The organism is Pedobacter sp. (assembly GCF_965227205.1).
Taxonomy (GTDB): Bacteria; Bacteroidota; Bacteroidia; order Sphingobacteriales; family Sphingobacteriaceae; genus Pedobacter.
On sequence record NZ_OZ245727.1, the window covers coordinates 1,559,052 to 1,577,006 of the forward strand.

At 33.1% G+C, this 17,955-nt stretch carries 18 protein-coding genes; 8 read left to right on the forward strand and 10 right to left on the reverse strand.

Features of this window, described 5'->3' with window-relative positions; genetic code table 11:
* Positions 1 to 534 precede the first annotated feature (534 nt).
* Positions 535 to 2,694 (forward strand): FUSC family membrane protein, encoded by a 2,160-nt coding sequence (locus ACO05K_RS06735; protein ID WP_421943681.1) that lies wholly within the window; start codon positions 535 to 537, stop codon positions 2,692 to 2,694.
* On the opposite strand, the gene ACO05K_RS06740 is transcribed toward ACO05K_RS06735, so the two are convergent.
* The 4 genes from ACO05K_RS06740 to ACO05K_RS06755 all read right to left on the reverse strand — a co-directional run bounded on the left by ACO05K_RS06740 (position 2,691) and on the right by ACO05K_RS06755 (position 6,439).
* Entirely contained in the window at positions 2,691 to 3,128 is a 438-nt protein-coding gene (locus tag ACO05K_RS06740) for a hypothetical protein (protein WP_421943682.1), read from the reverse strand. The genes ACO05K_RS06735 and ACO05K_RS06740 overlap by 4 nt on opposite strands.
* A 131-nt stretch (positions 3,129 to 3,259) precedes the next feature.
* Positions 3,260 to 4,126 carry a PorP/SprF family type IX secretion system membrane protein gene (locus ACO05K_RS06745; RefSeq protein WP_421943683.1) on the reverse strand — a complete coding sequence of 289 codons (867 nt, stop codon included), beginning with the start codon at positions 4,124 to 4,126 and terminating at the stop codon, positions 3,260 to 3,262.
* The gene (locus ACO05K_RS06750; RefSeq protein WP_421943684.1) at positions 4,126 to 5,871 is read right to left on the reverse strand and encodes a hypothetical protein; all 1,746 of its coding nucleotides are present in this window, start codon (positions 5,869 to 5,871) and stop codon (positions 4,126 to 4,128) included. Before ACO05K_RS06750 ends, ACO05K_RS06745 begins: the two co-directional genes overlap by 1 nt.
* Before the next feature lie 223 nt (positions 5,872 to 6,094).
* Positions 6,095 to 6,439: a hypothetical protein gene (locus tag ACO05K_RS06755; RefSeq protein ID WP_421943685.1), complete on the reverse strand. Its 345-nt coding sequence runs from the start codon at positions 6,437 to 6,439 to the stop codon at positions 6,095 to 6,097.
* Positions 6,440 to 6,826: 387 nt separating this feature from the next.
* Here ACO05K_RS06755 and ACO05K_RS06760 point away from each other — a divergent pair, with 387 nt between their 5' ends.
* Entirely contained in the window at positions 6,827 to 7,237 is a 411-nt protein-coding gene (locus tag ACO05K_RS06760) for an organic hydroperoxide resistance protein (protein WP_421943686.1), read from the forward strand.
* 62 nt (positions 7,238 to 7,299) lie between these two features.
* On the opposite strand, the gene mgtE is transcribed toward ACO05K_RS06760, so the two are convergent.
* The 3 genes from mgtE to ACO05K_RS06775 form a co-directional block, all read right to left on the reverse strand.
* Positions 7,300 to 8,652, reverse strand: a complete 1,353-nt coding sequence (gene mgtE, locus ACO05K_RS06765; protein ID WP_421943687.1) for a magnesium transporter — start codon at positions 8,650 to 8,652, stop codon at positions 7,300 to 7,302.
* Between the two features lie 65 nt (positions 8,653 to 8,717).
* A complete protein-coding gene (gene corA / locus ACO05K_RS06770) occupies positions 8,718 to 9,845 on the reverse strand; it encodes a magnesium/cobalt transporter CorA (RefSeq protein WP_421943688.1) in 1,128 nt (375 codons plus the stop codon).
* Between the two features lie 2 nt (positions 9,846 to 9,847).
* The gene (locus ACO05K_RS06775) at positions 9,848 to 10,459 is read right to left on the reverse strand and encodes a WbqC family protein (protein WP_421943689.1); all 612 of its coding nucleotides are present in this window, start codon (positions 10,457 to 10,459) and stop codon (positions 9,848 to 9,850) included.
* A gap of 39 nt (positions 10,460 to 10,498) precedes the next feature.
* Here ACO05K_RS06775 and ACO05K_RS06780 point away from each other — a divergent pair, with 39 nt between their 5' ends.
* Both ACO05K_RS06780 and ACO05K_RS06785 read left to right on the forward strand, forming a co-directional pair.
* Positions 10,499 to 11,377, forward strand: a complete 879-nt coding sequence (locus ACO05K_RS06780; RefSeq protein ID WP_421943690.1) for a lysophospholipid acyltransferase family protein — start codon at positions 10,499 to 10,501, stop codon at positions 11,375 to 11,377.
* Positions 11,378 to 12,391 (forward strand): glycosyltransferase family 2 protein, encoded by a 1,014-nt coding sequence (locus tag ACO05K_RS06785; protein WP_421943691.1) that lies wholly within the window; start codon positions 11,378 to 11,380, stop codon positions 12,389 to 12,391.
* On the opposite strand, the gene ACO05K_RS06790 is transcribed toward ACO05K_RS06785, so the two are convergent.
* Positions 12,384 to 13,124 carry a TlpA family protein disulfide reductase gene (locus ACO05K_RS06790; RefSeq protein ID WP_421943692.1) on the reverse strand — a complete coding sequence of 247 codons (741 nt, stop codon included), beginning with the start codon at positions 13,122 to 13,124 and terminating at the stop codon, positions 12,384 to 12,386. The two genes, ACO05K_RS06785 and ACO05K_RS06790, sit on opposite strands and share 8 nt — an antisense overlap.
* Positions 13,121 to 13,549, reverse strand: a complete 429-nt coding sequence (gene aroQ, locus ACO05K_RS06795) for a type II 3-dehydroquinate dehydratase (protein WP_421943693.1) — start codon at positions 13,547 to 13,549, stop codon at positions 13,121 to 13,123. The genes ACO05K_RS06790 and aroQ overlap by 4 nt, the downstream gene beginning before the upstream one ends.
* Before the next feature lie 61 nt (positions 13,550 to 13,610).
* On the opposite strand from aroQ, the gene xerD reads away from it, so the two are divergent.
* On the forward strand, positions 13,611 to 14,510 hold the full coding sequence (gene xerD / locus ACO05K_RS06800; protein WP_421943694.1) for a site-specific tyrosine recombinase XerD: 900 nt from the start codon (positions 13,611 to 13,613) through the stop codon (positions 14,508 to 14,510).
* Here the strand turns inward: xerD and prmC are convergent.
* Positions 14,507 to 15,352 carry a peptide chain release factor N(5)-glutamine methyltransferase gene (prmC, locus tag ACO05K_RS06805; protein ID WP_421943695.1) on the reverse strand — a complete coding sequence of 282 codons (846 nt, stop codon included), beginning with the start codon at positions 15,350 to 15,352 and terminating at the stop codon, positions 14,507 to 14,509. The two genes, xerD and prmC, sit on opposite strands and share 4 nt — an antisense overlap.
* A gap of 61 nt (positions 15,353 to 15,413) precedes the next feature.
* Between prmC and ribD the strand changes: the two genes are divergently transcribed.
* Genes ribD through ACO05K_RS06820 form a run of 3 tightly spaced genes read left to right on the forward strand, consistent with a single transcriptional unit; the run spans position 15,414 to position 17,936 of the window.
* Positions 15,414 to 16,466: a bifunctional diaminohydroxyphosphoribosylaminopyrimidine deaminase/5-amino-6-(5-phosphoribosylamino)uracil reductase RibD gene (gene ribD / locus ACO05K_RS06810; RefSeq protein ID WP_421943696.1), complete on the forward strand. Its 1,053-nt coding sequence runs from the start codon at positions 15,414 to 15,416 to the stop codon at positions 16,464 to 16,466.
* On the forward strand, positions 16,466 to 17,332 hold the full coding sequence (locus ACO05K_RS06815) for an EamA family transporter (RefSeq protein WP_421943697.1): 867 nt from the start codon (positions 16,466 to 16,468) through the stop codon (positions 17,330 to 17,332). Before ribD ends, ACO05K_RS06815 begins: the two co-directional genes overlap by 1 nt.
* Positions 17,322 to 17,936 carry an IMPACT family protein gene (locus tag ACO05K_RS06820; protein ID WP_421943698.1) on the forward strand — a complete coding sequence of 205 codons (615 nt, stop codon included), beginning with the start codon at positions 17,322 to 17,324 and terminating at the stop codon, positions 17,934 to 17,936. Before ACO05K_RS06815 ends, ACO05K_RS06820 begins: the two co-directional genes overlap by 11 nt.
* The last annotated feature ends 19 nt before the right edge of the window (positions 17,937 to 17,955 follow it).

The window sequence follows — 17,955 nt, forward strand, 5'->3', positions numbered from 1 at the left end:
CTTTTGTAACTCGTTAAGAAATTATTTCCGATAGCGATATTCCATAGAACAATACTATCTTTAATAATGTTTGTTAAGTCTTCTGATTTAAAACATCAACCTTTCGGCATTCTATTTTTTCTTCTGGTTTAACCCTTTAGAACTATCATATCCTTACTAGATGTATCCGAAAAATTTATCCTTTCGGTTAATTTTTTCTTTTGGATGCTCTATTTCAAACTTTCAATTACTCCGTATTTGATATAATCTAATTTAGTGCAGAAATGAACATTTGTCAATAGCTGAATCAATTATTTTATAAACAAAGTTATTAACCTGAAAATCAGCGTTATTAACAGTTATCTTTGGGTAAATATGCCTTTGTAGATTAAATTTGATGTTTGCCTAAATCTTATTAACATTGTCTGATAATCAGCTTATTAACAAAATAATTAAAAACTACATTTCATAAATAGTGATAATCTGCCTGAAAATTGAAAAAGTAATGAAAAATCCCTCAACAAAAACACTTGTAAATATGTTATTTTTGTACACATGCAGATTAAGCAACCCATTAGAAGTGTTCAGGATTTTTTATTAAGCACATACTTTGCTGATGGGTTACGCATTACCATTGGTGTTTTACTTCCATCCTTAATTTTGGCGCAATTTGGAATGTTAAAATACGGAATGACACTTTCTCTTGGCGCCTTGTGTGTAAGCGTGGTCGATAGTCCGGGACCAATGGTTCACCGTAGAAATGCAATGCTGATTACCACGGTTTTAATTTTTGTATTTTCAATTTTAACGGGATTAACTAATAAAAATCATTTCTTCATCGGATTTTTACTTACCGCTTCGAGTTTTGTTTTCAGCATGTTCTACATATATGGTATTAGAGCAGCATCTATCGGAACCGCTACCCTACTTATAATTGTATTAAGTATTGATGATATAAGACCTTGGCAAGAAGTATTAACCCATGGTTTGATGATTTTAGCGGGCAGCATTTGGTACACAGCTTTAAGTTATTTTGTTTACAGATTGCGTCCGTTTAGGTTAGTGCAACAATCGCTAAGCGATTCGATATTTGAGGTTGCAGAGTTTCTACGCGAAAAAGCCAAGTTTTATCATCGAAATAATAATTATGATAAAACATATGCCGATTTATTGCAACTACAGGTTTCCGTTCACGAAAAGCAAGATGCAGTTAGAGAATTACTTTTTAGGACAAGAGAAATCATAAGAGATTCTACACCTGAAGGTAGATTTTTGATGCTGGTTTTCGTGGATATGGTTGATTTGTTTGAGCAGGTAATGTCTACCTATTACAATTACAAGCAACTTCATGAGCAGTTTGATTCTGCCGGAATTTTATCTGATTATGAGATGGCGATAAAAAGAATTTCTTATGCTTTGGATGATATTGCCTTCGCCTTAAAAAGCGGTGGTAAACCAACCATTTCAAAACGTTTATTAATAGAAATTGAACGTTTAAAGATTAAGATAAATCATTTCGAAAAAAATAACAGCGACCAGAAATTTAGTACTTCGGGAATCATCGCCTTAAAAAACATAGAAGTTAACATCGAAAATATCCTTGCCCGTGTTAAAACGATAAACAGTTATTTCAAACTTAGAAACAGTAAAGATATTCGCAAAGCTGAGGTTGATACCGAAAAATTCATCACCCGACAAAAATTTGACTGGAAGTTATTTACAGAGAATTTAAGTTATAGTTCATCTACATTCAGACATTCGTTACGTGTAACAGTGGTTATGCTATTGGGCTTTATCGTATCGCAAATCTTAAATTTTTCGCATAGTTACTGGATTTTATTGACCATCCTGGTAATATCTAAACCAGGATTTAGTTTAACTAAACAAAGAAATTACCAGCGTTTAATTGGTACTACAATTGGTGCTTTTATTGGGATGGGCGTTGTAAGTTACATACACGATAAAAACACGCTTTTCGGCATTCTATTATCCTGTATGATTGGCTGTTACAGTTTTCAAAGGAAAAATTATGTTGTAAGCGTTTTATTTATGACGCCTTATATTTTAATTCTGTTCGATTTCTTAGGCATGGGTTCTATTGCTTTAGCCAGAGAAAGGATTTACGATACATTTATCGGTTCGGGCATTGCATTGTTGGCAAGTTACTCGCTTTTCCCTACTTGGGAACATGAAAAACTAAAAGAAGCAATGATTGATATACTCAAAGCAAACAAAGCATATTTTGAGCAAATTGTAAAGCTGTATTTTGATAAAACCTATAACCGAACAGAATATAAGTTAGCCCGAAAAGAGGTTTATGTAAGTACAGCTAATCTTGCATCTCTTTTTCAAAGAATGTTTTCAGAACCTAAGAGTAAGCAACTATTTATTAAAGAGGTGCATCAATTTACGGCATTAAGTCACCTTATTTCATCTTATACAGCTACGTTATCGCTTTACAACAAAGAGCACGATTTTCATACAGAGAACTTCGACTCTTTAAAGCCCATTGCAAACAACACCATTTATTTGCTCGATACATCAATCGAAAATCTTGAGAAAAGACAAACTACAATTGATAACGTACCATTAATAAGATTAAGTGATTCATCTTTGAAAGTTGTAACTGGTGAAGATTTAATTCCCGAACAATTCGATTCTATTCAAAAAGTGGCTTATGATGTTTACAAGTTATCAGTTAAGATAAAAATCTAATTCTTTGCTAAACTTTCTGTTATTAAACACTTATTAAAAGGTAGTGAGAATGTTGCTCCATCATCAAGTTTAAATACAATTGTTGTGTTGCAGCTTGTATCTTCACTAATAAAATCTGATGGATTAATTATCAGTGAGTAGAATTTAACTTCAGGGTTATCAGAACTTGCAGTTTTATCGTTTACCTTAATTTTTAATTTATGCTCCTTACTTCCTTGCAGTAAATACACTTTTTCTACTTTTTTAAAAGCTTTGTTAGTAGAGAAATTTAAATAGAGCAGACTTTCTGTTGAAGTTGGATTTCTATAAATCTCAAAAGCATAATATGTTTTATCATCACGATAGTATTGATAATCTATGTTTTTTACTACGCTTTGAGACGAACATAATTTAGCCAAAAAGAGGCAAAAAAAGATTAGAATGGACGATTTCATGGTTTAAAAATTAGGGCAAGGTACTTTATAGCCTTTAAAATTATTATGGCGATATATTAAGGAAATTTCGTAGGTGCGTGGTGTTGAACTCAAAATTTTATTTCCGTAAAGTGTATAATTTATACCAGCACTTACATTTCCATAAACCAATCCCAAATACGGATAAAGGATGATTCATTAAAATTATGCCACAAACCAGTGTTGATTTTTATTTTTGAGGCTTCGCTTGGTTTCAATCCGATAACGGTTCCCACAATTCTATCATTTATAACGCCCTGAAAATTATATATAGCACTAAAATTTGCATCAACATAATTATTAACGGGATATAAGAAACTTAGATTTAAAGTTCTTCTTGCAGGTACCGATTTATTATTGGTTCCTAAAAAACTTTCGACAGGTTTTGTTAAATGATAATGAGCATACCCGGCAACAACGCTAAACCTATTAAATTCTGCCGAAAAAGTTAACCCTATGTTTAAGTCGAAATAAGATAACCTATCATTTTCTAAATCTAAATAATTTGGCATTGATGGATCGAAACCACTCCCTGTAAATTGTGAGGCAAAGGTGAGCCTATTATGATCTAAGTATCTTGATACATAAGAGATTTGTGGCGCCAAACCGAACTTAAAACGATGAAGCACATCTAAATATTGATAATATGATGCACTTGCATTAATGTACTGAGATTTAAGTGCTTTGTTAAATGATTCATCAAATAAACCACTTAAACCGATGCTGAAAACAGCATTAGTGAAATTTTCATCCTTCATCAATTTTAAATCTCCTGAAACGCTGTAAGTATTATATGGATCGCCAAGATTTCCCCATTGCTGTCGTGTGTTTAAAGCAATTCTGTAATTACCATCAAAAAAGCCAGTGTAAGCTGGGTTTAATGTAAGCGGAGCCGCAAAATATTGCGAAAACCGTGGGTCTTGTGCTGAACTAAAAACTGTAATAAAGCACAAAAATAGAGTGATTTGAATTTTGTACATTATAGTATTAATATAGTTTTTCCTTTAGTTTGAAACTTCCCTCCTAACGCATCAATGCCATCTGCAAACCATGAAAAAGTTTCTAATGGTTGCATTCTTGATTTAAACTGTCCATCCCAACCATCAGCAGACATATTATCGGTTTGGTAAACTAACAGCCCCCATTTATTATAAACTTTGAAACTGCTTAATTTTTGAATACTTGTAAAAAAAGGATAAAGCCTATTATTTGTGCTTTTTTGAGGAGTGAATGCTGTGGGAACGAAAATTTTTGGTGACGGCAAAATAATAAGTGTTAACGATGCTGAAATACTGCATCCTCTATCATTTTCAATTGATATATAGTATGTACCTGCTTTGTTAACTTTGTTAGGTTCTGCTAATGGTATAGTTAATGCTGCATCAGTAAAATAATTTACCTTTACAAAATCTTTACTTCCTTTAACAATTTCAGCAGCGGTTAAATCTATATAATCATGATCGAATATTGGCTTTGGCTGATTTAAAACTATTACTGGTAATTTATTAATGGTTACAATTATTTTATCAGATACTGAGCACCCATTTGGATTAATAATTTTAACATAATAGGTTCCGCTTTCTGCTATCTTTCCAGGTTGATTAAGTTTTATTGATAAATCTTTATCCTTAAAATATTCAAATCTCACGTTATTGGTAGTTCCCTCGTACAAGTCAGCAACCGTAATATCTACAGTGGAAGGATAGCAAACAGCATCAGGATTTTTAATAGATAATATTGGTGGCTCATTAATATCAACAACAATTTTTCCTGAAACAACGCAACCTTGATTATTTATGGCTTTTACGTAATAGGTTCCTGAATTGGTTACAGCGGTTGGATTAGCCACTTCCTGTTTTAAAGCTTCATCTTGATAGAAAGAATACTTTAGATCTGCATCACTTCCTGTAAAAATAGATTTTTCAGTAATATTAACACTTGATGGGAAACATGCAATTGCCGGATTTGTGATTTTTAAACTTGGTTTAGAATTTATTAAAACATCAATTGGAAGAACTTTTACACACCCTATATTTGATATTATTTTAACATAATATCTTCCACTCATACTAATAGCTGTTGGATTTGCAAGAGTGGCTGTAGCCTCTTGGTTGGTATAATATGCTCTCTCAGTATTTGTTAAATCTCCAGTATAAAATTCTGCTTTGGTAATGTCAATAGTTTCTGTATAACAAGCTTGTGGCGGATTAATAATTTGCATAAACGCTAAATCGAACATCGAAATATCAATAGAGGCTACACTTTCGCAACCTTTGTAATTTGTAGCCTTTACGTAGTACGTTTTGTTTTGAGTTACAGTAATCGGCTTAATAATAGGAATTGTTAAATCTTTATCCTCATAAACGAAATATGAAAAATCTGGATGCTTGTTTAAAATATAACTATCTGATAATAAATCAATAATAGCTCCATCGCATACTGTGTTTTTTGGTCGAAGCTGAAGTTGGTAATCAACCTTTTGTACTACGCTTGTGATGGTACTTGGGCAACCGAAACCTGTAAATGGTACCAAATCTAAGATGATTTTGCTTCCATCAGGAGGTGTAGGTTTAATTACTACAGATTGTGTTGTTCCATATTTTACTGTTCTGGTTTCATTATACCAGTTATAACTTTGAAAACCGCTCGGGCCAGATACGGTTAATTGCTCTGAACTTTTACAGTACGTATTTCCAATAATTAAATCGCCGCATAAGCTGTTCACATCAACATAAGCGTAACCAAAATGACCACCTAAAGTACAATCTGTAGTTATAAATTCTAGTACAAGTTGTTTACCTTGATAACCTGATAAGTTAAGGGTAACAAGAGTCCACTCTTTATAAATTACAATTGAATTGGTGTACGATTTTTTAAATCCTGGTAAGTTCGCTGTTGCAATATATTCGTAAGATGCACACGAAATGTATTGATTTGTTTGAACATCTTTAACTCTGGCAATAAATCTTGTGCTCTATTTCGTGGTGATTAGGGTCTTCTAAAACTACAGCATATTGATAAGTAAGTGTAAACTCTGGTCGATTTGCAGGAACATTAATTAAATATGAAACCCCTTCTGCCTGTGCGCCAGTACCATTATTGCCCAATTTTACAATGTAATTACCTGCATTTTTAGGTATTATAGGGAACTGACCATAAGGGTCAATTGCATCTTTGTCGCTTATAATAGTATGTCTGCCAGATATTGCTTGTGGGATATCATCAAGGTTCAAGGAAGTGGTTGAAATAGAACCACTATAAATCTTCCAATTTTTCGAAATTGCTATTTTCAAAATCTATGTTTTCTGGGCACAATTGCGCATTCAAATTCGATGTTGCGGCAATCCAAGCCACGATGAGCATCGTCATAAATTTAAAATTCACTTTAGGGAGATTTGTTTGTATTAACTTAACAACTCAAAATTATCTATTAAATAAATCCGAATTAATTTCGTTAGTCTAATTTAAGCAAATTTTACACGTCTTACTCCTTTTGGGAATATTTTCACTCTTTTTATGGTTGTCAAGATGCTGGAAATTAGCACGTATAGATGATGATTGTGGATTTTAATTTTAAACCGATTTGTAGCTTTTTTACACGAAAATTAGCCGTTTAATCTTAAAATTATATTAAAACAATGCTTTTAATTCTTTGTTAGTCTATCTTAAAAGGTAAGATCATGGAAAAATTATATACGGCTGAAGTTACAGCTACTGGAGGACGTGACGGACACATAAAATCGAGCGATGGCATATTGGATTTTGAATTAAGAAAACCTAAGGAACTTGGTGGACAAGGCGGTGCTTCAAATCCTGAACAACTGTTTGCAGCGGCTTGGGGTGCGTGTTATTTAGGTGCTTTAGGCTCTATTGCAGAACACGAAGGTGTTGATACAAGTGAAGCAAATGTAAGTGTTCAAGTTTCGTTCAATAAAGATGGAAATGTTTTTAGCTTATCAGCTGATTTGGATGTTCATATTCCAGGTATAACTACCGAGGAAGCTCAGAAAATTGCAGATAAGGCACATAAAACTTGCCCTTATTCAAAAGCAACTAAAGGAAATATTGAAGTAAGAGTCACGGCGATATAAGCCATAACTAATAGAAAAAGCAGATTATTAGTCTGCTTTTTCTATTTTAAAATCTATTGGTCTTAAAGCAGGAGCTTACTTGCCAAACCTAGTATTAGCATAAAGCCAAAAACATCGGTAAATGTGGTAATGATTATTGATGAAGCAATTGCCGGGTCGATACCTACTCGTTTTAATACTAATGGAATACTTGCACCAGTAATACCTGCAATAAGTAAGTTGCCTGTCATCGCTAAGAAAATCACTAAACCTAACATTGGGTTTCCATCAAAGAAAAACGCAAAGGCAAATACAATTAAACCATTTGCTGCACCATTTATCAAACCAACTGTAAATTCTTTTAAAACGGTTCTGTAAGCTTGGTTATCACTTAAATCATATAATGAAATACGACGAACGGTAACAGCCAAAGCTTGAGTTGCCGCATTCCCACCCATACCGGCGATAATTGTCATGTAAGCGGCTAGTGATGGAATAAGTTTAATCGTTGGATCGAAATATCGGATGACTGATGAAGCCAGAAATGCAGTTCCAAGGTTGATAATTAACCAAGGCAAACGAGATTTTACCGCTTCAACCCAATTACCACTTAATTCTTCATCTTCTGATACACCAGATATTTTTAAGATATCTTCTGTACTCTCAGCTTCCATTACATCAATAACATCATCGAAAGTTACCCGTCCTAAAAGTTTTTGATTTTCATCAATTACCGGAATACTGGTTAAATTATATTGCGAAATTAACTGAGCTACTTCTTCCTGGTCGGTACCCGGATAAACATAAACCGCATCAGTAAAAACTAATTCTGTAATTTTCGCGTCGTGTTTAGCCTTTATAATATCTTTTAAAGAAACAATGCCTTTGAAAGTTTCACTGTCATCTACAACATAAATGGTGTAAAACTCTTCCATTTCTTCGCTTTGGCGAATAATTTCATCAATAGCATCTTTTTTAGTGAGGTTAATGTTAACACAGATAAGTTCTGTATTCATTAAACCACCAGCAGTTTTTTCGTCGTAGGTTAAAAGATTTCGTATTTCTGATGCGTGTTCATCCTGTAAATCTTCCAGAATTTCCTTTTGCTCATGGTCTTCGAGCTGCGAGATAATATCTGTTGCATCATCATAATCTAACTCTTCAACAATTTCAGTACGTTTATCTGGATGAAGTTGAAAAAGCAAGTCTTCAGGATGGGATTCTTCATCCATCTCCGAAATAATTTCCGAAGCAATTTCGGCAGGCAGCAAATTAATAATGTGCTGCTGCTCACTTTTATCTAATCTTTCAAAAAGAATTGCAATTTCTGAGGCATGGTATTCCTCTAAAACCTTTTTTAGGATTTCATCACCAGCTAAGATTGCATTCTTAACTTTTACAACGTCGCTTTTATCTATTTCGAATGATGACTGCATAGTTTAATTCCCCTAAAATAGAAATTCTAATACATTTTTAACGGTTAATCTATCTTAAAGTATTGTTATTTAAACCAACCTCTTCTCCAGAAATAAATTATTTGTATTATCGCAATTACCAGCATTACCAACCAGGTATATAAATAACCATGTTCGGCGTATAACTCAGGCATATTATCTGTTAATATTTTACCTGTGGTTGGGTCTTCCCTACTAAAATTCATTCCATAAATACCTGCAATAAAGGTAAGCGGAATAAATATTGAAGAAATAATTGTTAAAACTTTCATTATCTCATTCATTCGGTTGCTGATGATTGATAAATTCATATCAATATTAGCCGAAGCAATTTCCTTTAGAGATTCGATGAAATCGATAATCTGAATGCAATGGTCGTAAGCATCCTTCATATAAGTTTTCGTCAAATCAGAAATTAAATTGCTGTCGCTTCTGATGATATCATTCAACTTATCGCGTTCTGGCCAGGCAACTTTTCTTATTGTTATTAAAGAACGTTTAATGCCTTGCGTATCGTACATAATGCGCTTATCCGGATTATCAAACAATCTATCTTCAATAGCATCGAGTTCTTCTCCCCAATAATTTAACAGTGTGAAATAATTATCCACTATTGCATCCATCATGGCATACATTAAATAGCTGTGACCACCAATACGAATATTGCCCTTCCCTACTTCTAAACGCTTTCTAACGGGGTTAAAACAATCTTCGTAATTCTCCTGAAAAGTAATCAGGCATTTTGATGTGAGTACAAAAGAGATTTGTTCGTTGCATAAATCGCTTTCATCATTTATGTAAAGATGCCTGCTTACTGCAAACACATATTCATCATTATCATATTCATCAAGCTTTGGTCGCTGGTACGAACTCGTAATGTCTTCCAAAACCAAACGACTGATATTTAATTTAGCGTAAAGCGTTTCAAAAATGCTCGGGTCAGCTAAACCTTTAATATCAAACCAATAATAGAAATCTTTATTTTCAGTTAGCTTATCAATATTATTGATGTTTTTTAACTCTTCTTTTTTGTACGATTTATCGTTGTAGGTATGAAGTGTTATTATTGGCTCTAAAGCATTTTCATCAATAGCGTATAAACCCGGACTTGTTCCTGGTTCGGGAACCTTATAATGTTTATGTCTGCTTCTATTACGAGGTTTGTTTTTAGCCATAACTATAGGTATAATTTTGCTTGCGGACCTTGGTTAAAAAGTAAATCGACTATACTAAGGTTTGCAATAAATTCGTGTTTATCTTCAAAAACCTGATAATATGGCTTATTGTTTAAATAATCTTCTGTTTTCTTCGGATTCATAAAATTGCGGTAATCCAAATCTGAAGCTAAATCATCAATATAATCTGTTGTAAAATTATAGTCGATGTTTAATTTCAGTTTTTTACTAATCCATTCTAAAAGTTCAAAATTATAATCGAACAAAAAATCGTACTTTTTATTGTAAAACGGCGCAAGTTCATCCTCATAATATTCAAAATATGCAGAACTGCGATAAGAACTTTCAAAGCTCATCCAATGTAATCGCTGCCAATTAAAATCGTAACTTATTTTAACATCTTTAAGTGCGGTACGCATTTTAGAACCCTTTACAACCGGGACTGTTAAATCTAATTTCCCATTAGGCGAATAAATACTTGCACGGTTTCTAAACGTTTGCTTCGGAAAATGCTCATATTTTTCTAATAAAAAATTATCACTAACTGATTGTAGTTTACTGATATAGCCTACTGGAGGAAGATAAAATAATGGAAGTATAGCTGTATTCTGCATTTGAAAATATATGTTTGTAGTTCAAACATTTCAAAATTAATGATTAAAAGGGGTTTTGCGCATGTAGGCGTATTTTTATTATACCTAATTTCGCTTTTGCCACTAAAAGTATTATTGGTTTTTGCAAGATTACTATATTATCTCCTTTATTATGTAATTGGTTATAGAAAAAAAGTAGTTAACGAAAACCTTCGCAATTCTTTTCCTGAGAAAACATCACTTGAAATAAAATCAATAGAAAAAAAATATTTTAAATATTTAGCACAGCTGATTTTTGAAATTATAAAACTGAGTTCAATCTCAAAAAAAGAAACTCTTAAACGAGTTAAATTTAAAGGACTGGAGCAGTTAGAAAAACATTTTGCTAATGGCGAAAGTGTTTTGGCTTGTACAGGCCATTACGGCAATTGGGAACTTGGCACTTTAGCGCTTGGTTTAAATATAACGGCTAAAACAATAGTAATTTATAAGCCGATTAATAATAAAATTTTCGAAAAATGGTTTGACGAGTGTAGAACCAAGTACGGAAATATTTTTGTAGCCATGAGGCAAACTTTACGTTGTATGGCAACTTACAAAAACGAACCAAGTTTACTTTGTTTTGCCAGCGACCAATCTCCTGTTAAAGAAGAAAGTAAATTCTTTGTTGATTTTTTAAATCAGCCAACGCCAGCGCTTCTTGGTGTAGAAAAAATTGCAAAATCTACCAACAGACCAATCTATTATTTTAAAGTTAGTCCGGCTAAACCTGGCTATTACAACATTGAAGTTTTGCCAATGTGTTTAAATCCTTCGGCTACAGTTGATGGAGAAATTACTAATTTGCACTTCAAATTTTTAGAAGATATAATAAAAGAAAACCCACAGTATTGGCTTTGGAGCCATAAACGTTGGAAATTTAAACCCGAAACAACATAAATGAATCCTTCAGTAGCAGTTGTAATTTTAAACTGGAATGGTAAAAACTGGCTCGAAAAATTCCTTCCTGGAGTTTTAAAATCAGAATATGATAATTTGCAGGTTATTGTTGGCGATAACGGCTCAACTGATGATTCGGTAGAATTTTTAGCGGTAAATTTTCCGACGGTAAAAATTTTAAAAAACGAAGTAAACTATGGTTTTGCAGGCGGTTACAATAAAATTTTAGAACGTGTTGAAGCTGATTATTTTGTCCTTTTAAATTCTGATGTTGAAGTAACGCCAAATTGGATAAAACCTGTTATCAATTTAATGCAAAGCGATGATAGGATTGCTGCAGCACAACCAAAAATTAAATCTCAACTTGCTAAAAATCAATTTGAATATGCTGGCGCAGCTGGTGGTTATTTAGATGTTTATAGTTTTCCGTTTTGCCGCGGCAGATTGTTTAATGTTTATGAGTACGACAGCGGACAATACAATGAAACTAAGGAGATTTTTTGGGCAAGTGGAGCCGCTTTTTTTATCAAAAGTAAATGCTGGAAAGAAACTGGCGGACTAGACGCCGATTTATTTGCCCAAATGGAAGAAATTGATTTGTGCTGGAGATTAAAAAACCTGAATTACAAAGTTGTTTATTGTCCTGATAGTGAAGTTTACCATGTTGGCGGCGGAACTTTGCAAACCGAAAATCCTTTTAAAACATACCTGAATTTCAGAAACAATCTAATTATTATGCAAAAGAATTTGCCAGTTGGCGATGCTATTTTCCGCATATCAATTAGAATGTGGATTGATTTTATCGCCTGGTGGCATTTCCTTTTATCGGGCAAACCAAAATTTACGATGGCTGTAAGTAAAGGCCATTGGCATTTTATCAAAGCATTGTTTAAAACAGCAGAGAAAAGATCTAACTACCAAAAACCATACTTACAACATACAGGTGTTTATAAGAACAGCATCGTTTGGGCTTTTTTTATCAAGAAGATAAAATGGTTCTCTAACCTTACTTAGTATTTAAAGCTTCGTCTATCGATTTTTTAATATAGGATATCGTATTAAAAGCCAAACCAACCGTACTAAACCTAATTGTTCCGGTTTTATCAATTACAACATGAGTTGGATAAGATCTAACGCCATATTTATCAGCAATAAATCTGGCATCATCGATAATATTATAATTGTATGGATTGGTTTTTAAAAAATCTTTTATTTCAGACTTCGTATCTAAAGCAACAGCTAAAAACAAAACATCTTTGTTTTCACCATAATCTTTAACCAATTCATTTAATTCTGGTATTTCTGCCTTGCAAGGCGGACAGTTAATAAACCAAAAATTTAACACAATCACTTTCCCTGTGTTTGTTCTTAAATCGAATTTATTACCGTTGATATCAGAAACCTTGAAGCCTTTAAAAATTTCTCCTTCTTTAAATGAGTCGCTTGGACGTGGTTTAGGCATCCGATCTGATAGTTCCTTACGCTGTTGCGCAGATAATTCAACAAGAAGATATTCTGGTTCTCCTTTTTCAGTTTTAGTATTTCGACTTCGAATGGAGTATTTTCCAGTTCGCATTAAGGCTTGCCAGACATTGTAAGGATAAACCAAACCATCTTCTCCCCTAACAATTGAACTTTCGTTAAGCGGACCAGGTGTTTTACTTACAGTTGATGTAGTTGTTGTTTGTGCACTACAAAAAAAAGAAAAAAGGATTAGAGAGATGAAGAGCGTGTTTTTTATCATCATTTATTGGTATTAATTAGTAAACTTTCTAAAGCGAGGCGATAACCATTCATACCAAATCCCGTTAAAACACCCTGGCAATTTTTTCCGGTTAAAGAAACATGTCTGTATTCTTCTCTAGCATAAATGTTCGAGATATGAACCTCAACAACCGGTGTTTTTATAGCTGCAATGGCATCTGCAATAGCAACAGAAGTGTGCGTGTAACCGCCTGCGTTTAAAATAATTCCATCAAAAGAAAATCCAACTTCATGAAGCTTATTAATAAGTTCACCTTCAACATTGCTTTGGAAATACTCAATTTCTACAATTGTATAAATGGCTTTTAGTTCCTTAATGTAATCTTCGATGCTTGTGTTTCCATAAATTGAAGGTTCTCTTACACCTAAAAGATTAAGATTTGGGCCGTTGATAATTTGTACTTTCATTTTAATTTTATCGCATTATTTATTGTAACGTTGCAATGTTATAAAAAATCTCAAACAAAACATGCTTTGGCAAACATATATTAAAGGATTTAACGATTACTTAAAGCTAGAACGTTCTTTATCTGTAAATTCTGTTAATGCTTATTTAAACGATGTTGACAAACTCAGGCAGTACTTCGAATCGGTAAATAAAGAACCCAAACTCGCCGATATTAAGGTTGCTGATATTAAATTATTCATCAGCTGGTTGAATGAATTGGGGATGTTGGCCACAACGCAGGCCAGAGTTATTTCTGGTTTAAAAGCCTTTTTTTCCTATCTAATACAGGAAGAAATTATTGAAACTGACCCAATGGCTTTAATTGAAGCGCCAAAGCTAAGTCGGAAATTACCAGACATTTTAAATATACATGAGATTAACCAGCTAATTGATGCAATTGATGCCTCCAAACCAGAAGGAATGCGTAATAAGGCAATAATTGAGGTTTTATATGGCTGTGGCTTACGTGTTTCGGAATTAACCGATTTAAAAATTTCAAATCTTTATCCGCAGATAGAATTTATAAAAGTTATTGGAAAAGGAAATAAAGAGCGATTGGTGCCAATTGGTAGCGTTGCATTGAAATTGATAGATATTTACCTGAAACAGGTAAGAGTTCATCAAACTATAAAAAAGGGAAATGATGATTTTGTATTTCTTAATCGTTTTGGAGCAAAATTATCAAGGATAACCATCTTTACATTAATTAAAGGCTTAGCTGATGCTATTGGTTTAAAAAAAACAATTAGTCCGCATACATTACGCCATTCTTTTGCAACGCATTTAATAGAAGGTGGAGCAGATTTAAGGGCAGTACAGGAAATGCTCGGTCACTCAAGCATAACTACAACCGAAATTTACACGCACATTGATAGAGATTACTTAAAGGAAGTAATCACGCAATATCACCCACGCTCTTAAGGATTTGTTCTTGCCATTATCATGCGATCTTTTCCTTGCATGTCTTTTTTTAACTCTATGTTTTTAAATTGTTTATCTATTAATATCTGAAGTGTTTCTGCCCATAAGTATTCGTTAATTTCAAAAAACAAATAGCCGTTTGGATTTAGATTTTTGACTGCGAAATTTGCAATTGCCTCATAGAAAACAAGTGGGTTTTCATCGCTAACAAACAAAGCCTGATGCGGCTCATGTTCTAAAACATTTTTATGCATTTCTGCCTTTTCCAATTCACGAATATATGGTGGATTACTAACGATTATATCATAGCTTTCATTTGTACTGTAAGTCAATATATCTGTTTCAATAAAGTTAATTTCTACCTTATTTAACGTAGCATTATCTTTTGCAACGCTTAATGCTTTATCAGAAATATCAATTGCAGAAACATCAAGATGCTGCAAATTCTTCTTTAACGTTATTGCAATGCAGCCAGAGCCTGTTCCAATATCAAGCAAAGTTTTTTTGCTGTCTTTAACTTCATTTATAATCCAATCTACCAGTTCTTCGGTTTCTGGTCTGGGTACCAAAACGTTTTCATTAACGTTAAATGGTAATCTATAGAATAAAGTTTCTCCAAGAATATGCTGAATGGGCTTGCCCTTTTTTAAATCTTCCAAAATTTTTAAAAGTTTATTAGATTCTTTAACAGCAACTGCCCTATCTTGTTTCAAAAGTATTTCACTTTGTGTAAGTTTTAAAATATTCGATGTTGATAATATGAATAAAGCTTTTGCTTCATCGGCACCATATAAATCGCTTAAACTCTGTATATATTCTTTCTCTAATTCTTTAATATTCATCTACTGCAAAAGTAATAAATAGAGTAAGTATCCTTGTCATAATTTAACTACTTTTGCGTTAATGAGCGATGAATTTTATATTAAGCGCTGCTTAGAATTAGCCTCTAATGCAATTGGTAATGTTAACCCAAATCCCATGGTTGGCTGTGTAATTGTTTCAAACGGAGAAATAATTGGTGAGGGTTATCACAGAAAATACGGCGAATCACATGCAGAACCTAACGCTGTAAAAGCTGTTTTCGATAAATTCGGAGCACATGCTGAGCAATTGCTTAAAACGGCAACAGCTTATGTAAATTTAGAACCTTGTGCACACTTTGGTAAAACACCTCCATGTGCAGATTTATTTGTAAAACATCAGCTAAAAAGAGTTGTAATTGGAAACAGAGATCCTTTTTCTGGAGTTGATGGAAAAGGCATAGAAAAGCTAAAAAATGCCGGTATTGAAGTTGTAAGTGGAATTCTAGACGCTGAATGCAGGCATTTTAACAGAAGATTTTTTACAAGAATAGAAAAACAACGACCATACATCATCCTGAAATGGGCAGAAACTGCTAACGGTTTTTTTGCCAGTTTAGATGGTCATCAAAAATGGATTAGTGGAGCTTTAGCAAAGCGATTGGCACACCAATGGCGTACGGAAGAAGATGCTATTTTAATTGGAAAGCAAACCGCAGTAATTGATAATCCGCAATTAACCAGTAGATTGTGGCCCGGAAAAAATCCGGTAAGATTGGTTATTGACAAAAACCTTCAAATTCCAGCTTCGAATAATATTTTTAATAAGGAAGCAAAAACAATAATTTTTAATGAAGTAAAGACTGATGTTGTAGATAATATCCATTACATTCAGATGGAAGATATACACTTTTATCTTGCACAAAAGGTTGCCTTTCAGCTTTATTTGATGGATATTCAATCTGTAATTATTGAAGGCGGCGCAAATATTTTAAAGCAATTTCTTGATGCCGGACTATGGGATGAAGCAAGAATTTTTTCTTCCTCAAACAGTTGGACTGAAGGTGTTCCATCGCCAGCAATTAAGGGAAATTTAACTGAGCAAATTCAAATAGAAAATGATAAACTTTCCATTTATATAAATAACATAAATTAATGATATTCATAATATTAAGTGTTTTTTGTAGTGTTACAGTAGCTGTACTTTTAAAGCTTGCAAAAAGGTACAAAATTAGCATTATACAAGCCGTTACAATTAATTATCTGACTGCATTATTTTTATGTTTTCTATTTTTCAAGCCTGATGTTAGTCTAATTAATTCGGCAGCACCTTGGCCTATTTATATTTCATTAGGAATATTACTACCATCAATATTTTTAGTATTAGCCGCATCAGTAAAAAATTTAGGAATTGTAAAAACTGACATTGCGCAGCGCTTGTCTCTATTCATTCCAATACTTGCAGCTTACTTTATTTTTAAGGAAGATTTTAACCAACTAAAATTTGCAGGTTTAGCTGTAGGATTTGCTGCAATTGTATTAACGTTCATCCGTAAAAACGATAAATCGAGTAATACCAATAAATGGATTTTTCCCATATCCGTTTTTGTAGGTTTTGGCGTTATCGATGTGCTTTTTAAACAAATTGCTCTGCACAAAGAATTTCCATACACAACATCACTATTTATTGTTTTCTGCCTTGCATTTATAGTTTCAATACTAATCGTTGCAAGCATGGTTTTAATGAAAAAGACTAAAATTCAACTTGTAAATATTGGCTGTGGGTTAATTTTAGGATTATTCAACTTTGGTAATATTTTGTTTTACATGAAAGCGCACAAAGCGCTTGCTGAAAATCCATCTACAGTGTTTGCTGCAATGAATTTGGGTGTAATTGTTGTTGGAAGTTTAATTGGTGTATTAGTTTTTAAAGAGAAACTATCTCGCATAAATTATATAGGAATTGCGTTTGCAATTTGTGCCGTTATTTTAATCACATTATCTCAATTGAATGCTTTTTGACGATTCATATAAAACCACAAAGGAAGCTTCAGAGGGGATTTTTAGAGATAAAGGGAGCAAATTTATAGCTTACGCCTATCCTATCCGTTCGGATGAAGAAGTTAAGCCAATAATAAATGCTTTAAGAAGCGAACATGCTAAAGCAAGGCATTTTTGTTATGCTTACAGATTAACAACAGACCGTTCGGTTTTTAGAATTAATGATGATGGAGAACCATCTGGAACGGCTGGCCGACCAATTTTAAACTGTTTGTTATCAGAAGATTTAACTTACGTTTTAGTTGTGGTAGTTCGTTATTTTGGAGGGACTTTGTTAGGTGTACCCGGATTAATAAACGCTTACAAATCGGCAACAGTAGAGGCTTTGCAAAGCTCGACGAAGATTAGCAAAACCATAAACGACGTGTATGAAGTTAATTTCGATTATTTGCAAATGAACGATATTATGAAATTAATTAAAGACGAAAGTCTAGAGGTAATTAATCAGAATTTTGATATAAACTGTATGATTAAATTTGAAATCAGAAAAGCACAATTGAACCAAGTTTTAATTAAGTTTGATAAAATTGAAGGCATTACATTGAAATACATCGAAACGACCTAATCTTCGTTCATAAATAATC

Coding starts and splice junctions, on each gene's coding strand:
- ACO05K_RS06785 (WP_421943691.1), top strand. CDS start 11,378: ATGAATCCTTCAGTAGCAGTTGTAATTTTAAACTGGAATGGTAAAAAC.
- ACO05K_RS06760 (WP_421943686.1), top strand. CDS start 6,827: ATGGAAAAATTATATACGGCTGAAGTTACAGCTACTGGAGGACGTGAC.
- ACO05K_RS06740 (WP_421943682.1), bottom strand. CDS start 3,128: ATGAAATCGTCCATTCTAATCTTTTTTTGCCTCTTTTTGGCTAAATTA.
- mgtE (WP_421943687.1), bottom strand. CDS start 8,652: ATGCAGTCATCATTCGAAATAGATAAAAGCGACGTTGTAAAAGTTAAG.
- ACO05K_RS06780 (WP_421943690.1), top strand. CDS start 10,499: ATGATTAAAAGGGGTTTTGCGCATGTAGGCGTATTTTTATTATACCTA.
- corA (WP_421943688.1), bottom strand. CDS start 9,845: ATGGCTAAAAACAAACCTCGTAATAGAAGCAGACATAAACATTATAAG.
- ribD (WP_421943696.1), top strand. CDS start 15,414: ATGAGCGATGAATTTTATATTAAGCGCTGCTTAGAATTAGCCTCTAAT.
- xerD (WP_421943694.1), top strand. CDS start 13,611: ATGCTTTGGCAAACATATATTAAAGGATTTAACGATTACTTAAAGCTA.
- ACO05K_RS06820 (WP_421943698.1), top strand. CDS start 17,322: ATGCTTTTTGACGATTCATATAAAACCACAAAGGAAGCTTCAGAGGGG.
- ACO05K_RS06790 (WP_421943692.1), bottom strand. CDS start 13,124: ATGATGATAAAAAACACGCTCTTCATCTCTCTAATCCTTTTTTCTTTT.
- ACO05K_RS06815 (WP_421943697.1), top strand. CDS start 16,466: ATGATATTCATAATATTAAGTGTTTTTTGTAGTGTTACAGTAGCTGTA.
- ACO05K_RS06775 (WP_421943689.1), bottom strand. CDS start 10,459: ATGCAGAATACAGCTATACTTCCATTATTTTATCTTCCTCCAGTAGGC.
- ACO05K_RS06735 (WP_421943681.1), top strand. CDS start 535: ATGCAGATTAAGCAACCCATTAGAAGTGTTCAGGATTTTTTATTAAGC.
- ACO05K_RS06745 (WP_421943683.1), bottom strand. CDS start 4,126: ATGTACAAAATTCAAATCACTCTATTTTTGTGCTTTATTACAGTTTTT.
- aroQ (WP_421943693.1), bottom strand. CDS start 13,549: ATGAAAGTACAAATTATCAACGGCCCAAATCTTAATCTTTTAGGTGTA.
- prmC (WP_421943695.1), bottom strand. CDS start 15,352: ATGAATATTAAAGAATTAGAGAAAGAATATATACAGAGTTTAAGCGAT.